Source organism: Gordonia sp. NPDC003424, from assembly GCF_053588655.1.
In genome coordinates, this window is sequence record NZ_JBSFQJ010000024.1 from 78316 (window position 1) to 90886 (window position 12571).

The following is a 12571-nucleotide window of genomic DNA, read 5'->3' on the forward strand; positions in this document are numbered from 1 at the left end:
CGCTTGATGTGCAAGCGTTATCGCCGCGACACTGTGACGCGATCACTCGGTCGTCGTCTTACTCCGCGTCGTTCGCTCGCTTGTCCGCCTCCATGGCGTCAATCAAGCTCTTCGGTCGCAGATCGGTCCAGTTCTGCTCGACGTATTCGAGGCATGCAGCGCGGCTGTCCTCGCCGAACACCTTTGTCCAGCCGGCGGGGATATCGGCGAACGTCGGCCACAACGAATGCTGATTCTCGTCATTCACCAGCACGAAGAACCGGCCGTCCTCGTCATCGAAGGGGTTGGTCATGGGAAGCGTCCCTCTCGTTTTCGGTTACCTGACACAAATGCCACGGAACGGGTGTGCACACATCCATCGCGCATCCCCGTGAGCCCAGCACTCAATTTACAGCCCACACCGGGCTGTGAGGTCGATGGGCAGCCTGTCATCCGGCACCCGACTCGCCTGAGGACCGAAGCCAATCGTCGACGCACCGCCCGATCACCGCGATCTCATCGGGCCCGGCCAACCCGGTGTGTCGGGCGTCGATGTCGATGTTGACGACGTCGCCACTGACGTGTTGGCGCCAGTACTCGGCGAACTCGCCCGGGTCGGCTTTGTCGCGGGTGGCGGTGAAGTACACGATCGAGCCGTCGAAGCGGCCCGGCTCATGCCCGGCGAGTACCCGGTCGGCCGCCGCATACGAACTGATCATCCGTTGCACCTGGCGGCGCGAACCGATCCCGAGCAACTCGGCCTGCCGACCCAGCGAGTCGATGACGTCGCCGTCGGGCCCGGTGCCGAGATCGAAGATCGATCCCCACTCGCCGAGCATCCCCGCCACGGTCTCCGACAGTGTTTCGGGCCTCGTCGCCGCGAGTTCGGGTGCGGCGCCGGCCACTGTTCGCGCGGTGCCCGCGATGGAATCCATGAGTCCGAGGAAGGCCACCTCGTGCCCTTCGGCCTGTAGTCGTTCCGCGACCTCGAAGGCGACCACGCCACCGAGTGACCAGCCGAGCAGGTGATAAGGCCCCGCGGGGGAGACCGCGCGGATCTCCTCGAGGTACCGATCGGCCATCTGGGCGATCGATCCTGCTTCATCCTCGTCAGCGACCACCGCCGGGTCCTGCAACCCGTACAGCGGGCGATCGATGACGTGAGGCGCCAACGCGCCGAAGGACCAGGCGAGCCCACCAGCCGGATGGAAGCAGAACAGTGGTGCACCCGCGCCCTCGGTGCGCAGCCCGATGAGCACCCCCGATGCCATCTCACCGGCGGCGATGATCCGGGCCAGCGCGCGCGGCGTCGGATTGGCGAACAGCGACGGCAACTCGAGCTCGACGCCGGGCAGGCCGCGCAGCGCGGACACCGCACGGACCGCGCTCATCGAGTTGCCGCCCAGGTCGAAGAACGAGTCGGTGGCACCCACCCGTTCGACGCCCAGCACCCGCGCGAAGGCGTCGGCGACGCTTATCTCGAGCGGCCCCTCGGGCTCCAGGTATTCGGTGGTCCGCCCGCCCAGATCGGGAGCGGGCAACGTCCGCCGGTCGACCTTCCCCGACGACGTCAGCGGCATCTCCGACATCGGCACCCACACCGTCGGGCGCATGAACTCGGGCAGGCCACGACCCACATGTGCACGGACGACGTCGAGATCGATCGCCTCGCCGACACCACCGGCCAGGTACGCAACGAGCTGCTCCCCTGCCGGGCCGGCGACCACGGCCGCCGCACAGTGCACCACGCCGGGCACCTGACCGATGACCGACTCGATCTCGCCGAGCTCCAGGCGTTGTCCCCGCAGCTTGACCTGGAAGTCGGCACGGCCGAGGTAGTCGACCTCGCCATTCGCATTCCAGCGTCCACGGTCGCCGGTCCGATACAGGCGATCGCCCGGCGCCCCGAACGGATCGGCGACGAACGTCTGGGCCGTGAGCCCCGATGCCGACGCGTACCCCCGAGCGAGCTGCACGCCGCCGAGATAGATCTCACCGGCCACCCCCGGAGGCACCGGCTGCAGACGTTCGTCGAGCACACGCACCGACGAGTTCTTCACCGGGCGCCCGATGGGGATGCTGACCGGAACGTCGTACACCTCGCGGCAGGTGATGTCGACGGTGGCCTCGGTCGGTCCGTACTGATTGATCAGCACCGCGCCGGGCACGTGCTCGCGCAGTGCGTTCGACAGGCCGGGCGACAGCGCCTCGCCGCCGGAGAAGATCGTGCGCAGCGACCGCAGTTGCCCGGCATCGACCTCCGCCACGCTGTCGATGAACGCGGCGAGCATCGTCGGGACGAACTTCACCGTCGTGACCGATTCCCGCGCAATCAGCTGGGCGAGGTAACGCGGATCGCGATGACCACCCGGCCGCGCGACGACGACCGGGGCCGCTTCGTAGATCGCACCGAAGAACTCCCACACGGATGCGTCGAACGTGTACGGCGTCTTGAGGAGGAATCGGTGTGGGCCCGCACCGGAGAAATCACGGAACCAGTCGAGCGTGTTCCGCAACGCACCATGGGTCACCGTGACGCCTTTCGGTCGGCCGGTCGAACCCGACGTGAAGATGGTGTACGCCGCGTTGTCCGCGCGGACCGGGCCCGATCGCTCGGCGTCGGTCACCGGCGCCACGTCGTCGGGAACGTCACCATCGGCATCGACGCGAAGCGCGTGGACACCCGTCTCGGCAACGAGATCGGCACCACCCGGACCGTAGAGGACGAGGTCGACACCGGCCGTCTGCAGCATGTATCGAGCGCGGTCGACGGGTCCGACCGGATCGATCGGCACGTACTGGCCACCGGCCGCGACGATCGCATGCACGGCGAGAAGAACCTCGACGGAACGGTCCATGCACACGCCAACCGCGCGATCGGTGCCGACGCCCTGGCCGATCAGTGTTCTCGCCAGCAGGTGCACGCGCGCCGCGAACTCGCCGTAGGGCACAACCCGGTCGCCGAAGACGACCGCGGGCATCGCCGGATCGACCGCAGCAGCAAGCGCAACCAGGTCCGCCACCGTGTGCGGCGGGCCCAGTTCCTCGACCGGTCCCACCGACCAGTCCTCGACCCGATCGAGCTCACCGGCAGCCGACAACCGCACATCGCCGATCCGGCGTGCCGGGTCGGCGGTCACATCGTCGAGCACACCGGCGAGCCGCTCACCCAGTGCACGGACCGTCGCCTCATCGAACAGGTCGGTGGCGTAGGTCATCGAACCGTGCCAGGCCGCGCCGGCGGGGGCGGCGACCGTCACGGTCAGATCCCGGTGCACCGGCACCGCCGTCGGCTGTACCGCGGATACACGGAGCCCGCCGGGCAACTCGATGTCGCCGCGGTCCTGGCCGGCCGCAACGACCGACAGCATCACCTGTGCCAGCGGCGCGTAAGCCTGCGACCGTGCGGGAGCCACCGCATCGACCACGGTGTCGAACGGCACGTCGGCATGCCCGAATGCGTCGAGATCCGTCGACCGCACCCGATCCAGCCACTCACCGAACGGCAGCGCCGCATCGAAGCGCGTTCGCAGGACGAGCGTGTTGACGAACATGCCCACCATCGGGTCGAGGGCGGCCTGTCCGCGCCCGGCGACCGCCGTCGCGACAGCGATGTCGTCGGAGGCCGACAGCCTCGCCAGCACCATGGCCAGCGCGGCGTGCACGACCATGAACGGCGTGGCCCGATGAGCCTCGGCGAGTTCCGCCACCTGCGCCGCGACACGCTCCGGGATCTCGAAGTCGACGCGTGCACCCACTGCGGACGCGACCGGCGGACGCGGGCGGTCGGCGGGCAGTTCGATGACGTCGGGCAGGTCGTCGAGTTGCTGTGTCCAGTAGCCGAGTTGACGGCCCACCCTGGAGTCCTGGTCGTCGGGCGTGCCGATCTCTCGCTGTTGCCACAACGCGAAATCGGCGAACTGGACCGGCAGCGGGGCGAAGTGCGGGGCGCTGCCGGTGCTGCGCGCCGCATAGGCGGCACCCAGGTCCGCGATCAGCGGGCCGATGGACTCTCCGTCGGCGGCGATGTGGTGCAGCACAACCGCCAGGAGGTGTTCGTCGGCGCCGGTGCGGAGCAGGCGGATCCGGATCGGCCAGTCCCGGCCGAGATCGAATCCGTCGGTCACCGCCGCCTCGATCTCGGCCGGGTCGGAGACCACAGCCCAGTCCAGGCGGTCATCGACCGTGGCTGCCTCGTCGACGTGCTGGTAGGGCACACCCTCGTCGGCCGGGAAGGTCGTTCGCAGGACCTCATGCCGACGGAGGAGATCGACCAGCGCCGCGCGCAGGGCCGCCGTGTCCAGCTCTCCGGTCAGCCGCAGCACGGTCGGAAGGTTGTAGGCGCCCGATGCCGGATCGAACCGGTTGATGAACCAGATGCGGCGCTGCGCGAATGCCAGCGGGATCCGATCGGGGCGCTGCTCGGCCGCGGTGATCGGTGCCGCCGACGCGTCACGTCCCGCCACCGCCGCGCACAGTTCACGCACGGTGGGCGCGTCGAACACATCGCGCACCGTCACGTCGATCCCGAGTGCTTCGGAAACCCGGGCAGCGACCCGGGTCGCCGACAGGGAGTTGCCGCCGAGCGCGAAGAACGATTCGGAGACGCTGACCCTGTCCACTCCGAGCACATCGGCGAACGCGGCGGCGACAGCGGCCTCGCTGTCATCGGCCGGAGGAACGTATTCACGGGCGCGGGCGAGTTCCTGTGGCGTCGGGAGGGCGCGGCGATCGAGCTTGCCGACCGGGGTGAGCGGCAGGGCATCGAGCACGACGACACCGGCAGGGACCATGTAGGCGGCTAGTCGACTCGCCGCGGCCGCACGCAGGGCGGTCGAGTCGAGTTCGGCGGTGCCGTCGCCCACCACGTACGCGGCCAGCGCGACCGGCGGTTCGCCGATCCCGACCACCACCGCGGTCTCGACACCGGGCTGATCGGCGAGAACGGCCTCGATCTCGCCGAGCTCGATGCGCAGACCGTTGAGTTTGACCTGATGGTCGGCGCGCCCGGCGAACTCGATCGTGCCGTCGGGCCGGACGCGGACGAGATCGCCGGTGGCGTACATGCGCCGGCCGTCGGCGCCGAACGGATCGGCGACGAACGACGTCGCGGTCAGCCCGGCACGATGGAGATATCCGCGGGCCAGTGCGTCCGGTGCGGACAGATACAGTTCGCCGGTCACGCCGCGCGGGACGGGATGCAGCACCGGGTCGAGGACATACGCGGTGAAGCCACGCACCGGACGCCCGATGGTCACCGGCAGTCCCGGCGCCGACCGTCCACTCAACGCCCACACCGTGGTCTCGGATGGTCCGTAGAAATTGAACATTCGACGGCCGGGCGCCTGCGCCCAACGACCGATCACCTCGGATGGGCAGGCTTCGCCGGCGGTTGCGAGATTCCGGATCGACGTGCCGACCGACGGATCGAGGGTCGCCAGCACCGACGGCGTGATCACGAGGTCGGTGATCCGCTCGGCCTCGATGACGCGTGCCAGCGCAGGTCCGGCGTAGTCGGTGGCCGGCGCGATCACGAGCGTGTGACCCCAGGCCAGCGCCCAGATCATCTCGAAGAACGCGGCGTCGAAGCTCGGTGACGCCACGTGCAGAACTCGGGTGTCGGGGGCCTCGGCATGTGTGCCGCTCACCTCCGCGAGTTCGGCGGCCAGGTTCGCGGTGCCCCGATGGGTCACCGCCACCGCTTTGGGGCGACCGGTGGTACCCGAGGTGTAGATCAGGTACGCCAGCGTGTCGAGATGGACGACGCCATGGCGTTCACCCTCCCGGATCGGCCGGCCGTCCGGTTCGTTGTCGAGCAACCGGCCCAGGTCCGACCATTCACACGGCAGCGACTCGAGTCCGGGCAGCGCCGACGCGTCCGTGATGCCGAGGCGAACCCCGGAGTCGGAGATCATGTGCTCGATCCGCTCCATCGGATGCGCCGGATCGACCGGCACGTAGGCCGCGCCACTCTTGAGGACACCCCAGACCGCGACCACCGATGCGATCGACCGCGGCAAGGCCACGGCGATGACGTCGTCGGGCGACGCCCCGGCGGCGATCAAGCCCCGCGCGACCCGATTGGTCCGCGCCTCGAACTCCGCGTAGTCGATCGACTCGTCACCACAGACCAGCGCGGCGTGTGTCGGTTCGATGTCGCGCCGGTCCAGCTGATCGATCAGCGTGCGTGGCTCTACGGCGGCATTCTCGGCGACGAGCCCGACCTCGCGTCCCCCGGTTCCGGGCACCATCGCGATCTGGGCGGTGAGCATCCCCGGGTGTTCGGCGACCGAGCGCAGTATCTGCCGCAGCCCGTCGGCGAACATCTCGATCTGGAGGGCATCGAACGCGGCCGGCAGGTACTTCAGCGTGAGTACCAGGCCGGTGGGCGTAGGGGCCGACGCCAGGTTCAGCGGGTAATGCGTGGCGTCGGACGAGTCGATCCCGCGAATATCGAGCGCAGCTGCCGGACGTTCCACGGCCGTCAGGCTGTCGGTGTCGATCGGGAAGGATTCGTAGACGGTCAAGGTGTCGAACAGGACGGGCAGCCCGGTCAGTTCGGTGAGCTCGGGCAGTCCGAGGTGTTGGTGGTCGAGCACCCGCACCTTGTCCGATTGCAGTTTCGCCAGAACGTCGCGAACGGTGCTGCGGGGACCGACATCGACGACGACCGGCAACGTGTTGATGAACAACCCGACCATCGACTCGGCGCCCTCCAGGTCGGCGGGGCGACCCGAGACCGTCTCACCGAATGTGACCACACGGCTGCCGGTGATGCGGGAGAGCAATACCGCCCACGCGAATTGCAGCACCGTCGACACGGTGACCCCACACTCACGCGCCAGCTGCTCGACCTTGTCGGTGTCATCGGCGCCCAGGGAGAGGCGGTGATCCGCGGGCAGGTTGTCCGACGTGGCCTCGACGGACGAAGCCACCAGCGTCGGTTCGTCGACGGGTGCCAGCACGGCACGCCATGCGTCCCGGCCCGCCTGGTGATCGGCGGACTTGATGCGGCGGACGTGATCGGCGAAGTCGAGCTCCGACTGCCGACCACCGAAGTAGGCGCTGCCGGTGGCGTAGTGCGCGAGGAGATCGGCCAGCACCAGCGGACCCGACCATCCGTCGAACAGGATGTGGTGGTTGGTGATGATGAGGTCGGCCCCGTCGGAGTGTTCCACCAGTACGACCCGGAGCAGGGGCGGCGCGGACAGGTCGAAGGGGATCAGCTTCTCCGCGGCCGCGACGTCGGCGAGACGCTCGGCGACCTGATCAGGATGGCGACCGCGCAGATCGACGACGCGCCATGGCACCGGTAGCTCGTCGGGTACGACCGTGACAACCGCACCGGAATCCGCGCGGACATATCCCGATCGCAGGACACGATGCCGCAGCAGGAGTTCGGCGGCCGCCGCGCGCAGACGTTCGTGATCGACGGCCCCGCCGACATGGATCACCGATTGGGTGACATAGACGTCGACGGCGGCATCCCCGGCGAGTTCGGCCTGGAAGTACAGGCCTTCCTGCAGCGGGGTCAACGGCCAGATGTCGGCGCCGGGATAGCGGGCGGCCAGACTGTCGAGATCGGTCTGGCGCACGCCGGTTCCGGGCACATCCGACGGCGACAGGCCCGGGTCGCGTCCGCCCGCGACGGCGGCGACGATGCCGGCGAGTTCGTCCGACCATCGTCGCGCGAGGTCGGCCACGTCGGTCGCGCCCAGGATTGCTTCGGCGAACCGGAACTCCGCCGACAACACGGGCCCTTCTGGGCCCGGGATCGCGCTGGCATTGATCGCCAGCGCGTGCATCGCGGTCATGGCGCCGGAGACGGTTGCCGGTAGCCGAGGTGCATCACCGACCGGCAAGAACCCGATCTGCCCGGTATCCGGGGCGGTTTCGGCCGTGCCACCGCCCGCGGCGACTGCGCTTCCGCCGAGATAGTTGAAACCGATTGTCGGCCAGGGACTGTCGGCAAGTCCGGAGCCGGGGAGCCAGCGGGCGATCCCGTAGCCGAGGCCGTGGCGAGGCACTGCGCGCCGTTCTTCCTTGGCCGCCTTGACCGCGTGGATCACATCCGTGGCGGGGTCGAGCCGCACCGGCGCGATCGACGTGAACCAACCGACCGTGCGCGTCAGATCCGCACGCCGCGGATCCGGCCCTTCGGCGTGCACGTCCTCCCAGCGTCCGTGACTCTCGGTGAGCACGACGATCGGGTCGTTGTCGGGGCCCGTGCCGGTGACACCGCGGTCGGATTGCCACGACCGCACCGCCCGCGCCAGCGCCGCCAGCAGGGCATCGTCGACGCTCCCTCGGAATGCCTCGGGAACCGTGGTCAGCAGCGCCTTGGTCACCGTCGTATCGACCTCGTGCACCAAGGCGTCGGTCGTCCGGAACAGGTCTCGATCGGGGTCGAACTCGATCCCGAGGGTGGTGGGCCGGTGCGGCGATCGACTGCGCCAGAACTCGATTTCGTCGTCCGACAGCGTGATTCGATCGGTCATCGCAGCAGACCAGGCCCGCATCGAGGTGCCCTCGAGGCGGATCGCCACCGGCTGTCCGGAGTCGAGCTGCGACCATGCGGTCACCAGATCCTCGACGAGGATCGGCCACGAGACCGCGTCGACCGCCAGGTGATGCAGTACGAGCACCACGCGGCCGGACACCTGAGGCCCGGAGACCAGCACGGCCTGCAGTAGCCGTCCGCGCTGCGGGTCGAGCCGGCCCACCGCGTCCACATGCGCCGCGGCCAGTTGCGCGCCGAGGTCCGCGTGGCCATCCACCGTCCGCTGGACGACCGCGTATTCGGCATCGAATTCAGTGCCCGACAACAGTTTCCAGCCATCCGGATCGGCCGTGAGGCGTGCCGTCAGCATCGGGTGCGCCGCCACGACCGCGCCCAGGACCCGGGCCAGGCCGACGGTGTCGAGTCCGTCGGGTGCGGTGAGTACCACGGACTGGTTGAAGTCGGCGAAATCCTCCGGCCGGTGAGACAGGTCGATCATCCACCGCACCATCGGCGACAGCTCGATCTCCCCGATACCGCCGCCGGCCGGCTCCGGCAGCAACTCCAGCGAGGCACCACCCGCCTCGACGGCACGTGCCATCGCCCGGACCGTCCGATGCTCGAAGATCTCCTTGGGCGACAACACGATGCCGGCCGCGCGGGCCGCCGACGCAAGCTGGATGGACATGATCGAGTCGCCGCCCATCGCGAAGAACGACTCGGTGACGCCCACCTCGTCACGTCCCAGCAGCCCGGCCACGATCGCGGCCAGCCGCTCCTCCAGATCACCTTGCGGCGCAACGTGTTCTGAGATGGCCGCGGTGAAGTCCGGCGCGGGCAGCGACTTGCGGTCGACCTTGCCGGCGGTGCTCAGCGGCATCGAGTCGAGCAGCATCCACACGGCCGGCCGCATGAACTCCATCAGGTGGTCGGCGGCGAATGCCGCGACCTGCTCGCGGTCGATGCCGGCGCCGTCGAGATAGGCCACCAGCACCTCGCCGCCGGCCGGTGTCGCGGCGACGGTCACCGCGGCGTGGACCACGCCGGGAGCGGCGGTCAGTACGGCTTCGATCTCGCCGGGTTCGATGCGCTGACCCCTCAGTTTGACCTGGAAATCGGAGCGGCCGAGATAGTCGATACTGCCGTCGCTGTTCCACATCACCTGGTCACCGGTGCGATACAGACGACCGCCGGCCACCCCGAACGGGTCGGCGACGAATCGGTCGGCGGTCAGGTCGGGGCGCCCCGCGTAGCCACGCGCCACCTGCAGCCCGCCCAGGTAGAGCTCGCCCGGCACACCCGGGGGCACACGATGCAGTCGGGAATCGAGAATGTGGGCGTCCACATGCCACAACGGCACACCGATCGGCACCGTCGGACGTCCCGCGACGACGTTCGACACGGTGGCGAAGATCGTCACCTCGGTCGGCCCGTACTGATTGTGTAGCTCGGCGTGCGGCCAGGCGGCGAGTACCGCATCGGCCACGGCCGGCGAGAGCGCCTCTCCGCCGGTGTGGATGTGGCGCACCGATGTCATGGTGCCGCGGTCATCGCCGGCAAGTACCCGCACCAGTGACGCCAGCATCGACGGCACGAGGATCAACGACGTCACTCCGTGCCGGGCCACATAGTCTTTGATCGCCCACGGGTCGCGGTGCTCGCCCGGCGCCATGACGACAAGCCGTCCACCGTCGAACACCCACCGGAACAGTTCGAGCACAGACGGATCGAAGGTGTAGTCCAGGACCTGGAGGAAGACATCGTCCCTGCCGAACGCGAAGTAGTCCTGGTCGAACACGAGTTGCGACATCACCGAGCGATGCGAGACCGTGACCCCCTTGGGCCGACCGGTCGATCCCGACGTGAAGATCGTGTACGCGGCGTCGTCGAGCCGGAGCGGGTACAGCCGATCTGCGTCGCCGACCGGCGAGCCGTCGCCGGCCGGCGGGCCGCTCGCATCGACCTCGATCACTCTGAGGTGCGCGTTCTCCGCCGCCGCAACGGCGGCGGCCGGCCGATCGTGCCGTGACGTCAGCAGTGCGCTCGCCCCGGCCGTCTCCAGCATGTACCGCACCCGTTCGGTCGGTGCGTCGACGGAGATGGGGACGTACTGTCCACCCGCGACGATCACCGCGTGCAGCGCCACAATCATCTCCACCGAGCGTGGGACACACACACCCACAGCCGCATTCGAACCGACGCCACCGGCGATCAGGTCACGCGCCAGCGTGTTCACGCGGGCGGCGAACTCCCGGTAGGTGACGGTGCGGTCCGAAGCGATCAGCGCAACCGCATCCGGACGCCACCGCAGTGCGACGGGCAGGAGGTCGGCGAGCGTGCCGTCCACCGAGAGACCTGCCAGTTGCCGGTCGCTCAGATCGACCGGATAGCCGATGCTCCACTGATCGACGACCGACTGCTCGGCACCGGCGAGCATCGTCGCATCGCCCACGGGCAGAGCCGGATCGGCGGTCAACTCGTCGAGCAGGACGCTCAGCCTGGACGCGAATGTCTGTACGGTCACGGCGTCGAAGATGTCGGTCGCGAAGCCGACCGACCCGGACCACGGCTCTCCGGTCTCCGGCACCGAGAGCCCGAACAACAGGTCGACCTTGGCCGTCTCGACTCCCGGATCGAGCGGCGAGATGTCGATCCCGAGGAGATCGCGTGCGGCACCGAGATCCGGCAGCCGTGACTGATCGAGGGTGAGCCAGACCTGTGCCAGCGGCGCGAAGGCCTCGGACCGAACGGGATCGAGCGCCTCGACGAGCGCCTCGAACGGGAGGTCCGCGTGGTCGAACGCGTCGACGTCGGTCTGTCGCAACTGATCGAGCAGTTCGGCGAACGCCATCTGCGGCGCGACGTGAGCGCGCAGGACCAGGGTGTTCACGAACATGCCGACGAGACCGTCGAGCCCCGCATGACCACGTCCGGCGATCGGAGCGCCGACGGCGATGTCGTCGGTCGCCGAGAGACGCGCGAGCAGGACGGCGAGAGCCGCGTGTACGACGATGAACGGCGTGACGTCGTGTGCGCGGGCGATCTCGCGGATGCGGTCGCCCACCTCCGCCGGCAGCTCGAATGGCACCGAGCCGCCGTGTTGCGAGGCGACGCGCGGCCGTGGGCGATCCGACGGGAGGTTCAGCACGTCGGGCAGGCCGGACAGCTGATCGGTCCAGTATGCGAGCTGGCGGCCCAGGACCGAGCCCGGGTCCGACACCGGCCCCAGCACGTCGTGCTGCCACAACGCGAAGTCGGCGAACTGCACCGGCAGCGGCGCGAATGTCGGTGTCTCCCCGGCCGATCGCGCCAGATAGGCGGTCACCAGATCGGACACCAGCGGGGCCATCGACTCGCCGTCGGCGGCGATGTGGTGTGCGACCAGAACGAATACGAACTCGCTTGCGGTGATGCCCCAGATCCCGGCCCGCAGCGGCCAGTGCGTGGTCACGTCGAAACCGGTCGTCACGGCGGACTCGGTTTCGGCGCGGTCGGCGACCTCCCGCCAGTCCAGCCGGCTCTCGATCTCCGCCGCGTCGTGAACTCGTTGCACCGGAACGCCGTTCACGGCCGGGAAGGTGGTACGCAACACCTCGTGTCGTGCGACCACGTCGACGAGCGCCGACCGCAGTGCGGCGACGTCGAGCGGGCCGTCGATCCGGAGCGCGACCGGCACGTTGTAGGTCGGCAGCGTCGGATCGAACTGGTTGATGAACCACATCCGTTGCTGCGCGAACGACAGCGGGATCTGTTCGGGCCGTGGGACGACCGGCACGATCGGCGGGAGTGCGGCGGCGCGGTTACGCACGGCGTGCGCCAACGCGCGCGCAGTGGGGGCGTCGAAGACGTCGCGGATACCGACGTCGACGCCGAGTGCCTCGCCGGCGCGGGCCGCCAACCGGGTCGCCGACAGTGAGTTGCCGCCGAGGTCGAAGAAACTGTCGGTCACCGACACCCGCTCCACCCCGAGCAACTCGGCGAACACCCCGGCCACCACAGCCTCGGCATCATCGGCCGCCGCCACGAACTCACCGGCCTCGATCACCGGCTCGGGCAACCCCCGCTTGTCCAACTTACCCACCGGAGTCACCG

At 69.1% G+C, this 12571-nt stretch carries 1 protein-coding gene and 1 pseudogene; both read right to left on the reverse strand.

All coding sequences use genetic code 11. From position 1 onward, the window contains the following. Positions 1–58: 58 nt before the first annotated feature. Positions 59–292 carry an MbtH family protein gene (locus tag ACWDTI_RS24650; protein WP_449740758.1) on the reverse strand — a complete coding sequence of 78 codons (234 nt, stop codon included), beginning with the start codon at positions 290–292 and terminating at the stop codon, positions 59–61. A gap of 136 nt (positions 293–428) precedes the next feature. Next, a pseudogene (locus ACWDTI_RS24655) lies at positions 429–12560 on the reverse strand (amino acid adenylation domain-containing protein); the annotation flags it as partial. Positions 12561–12571 lie beyond the last annotated feature (11 nt).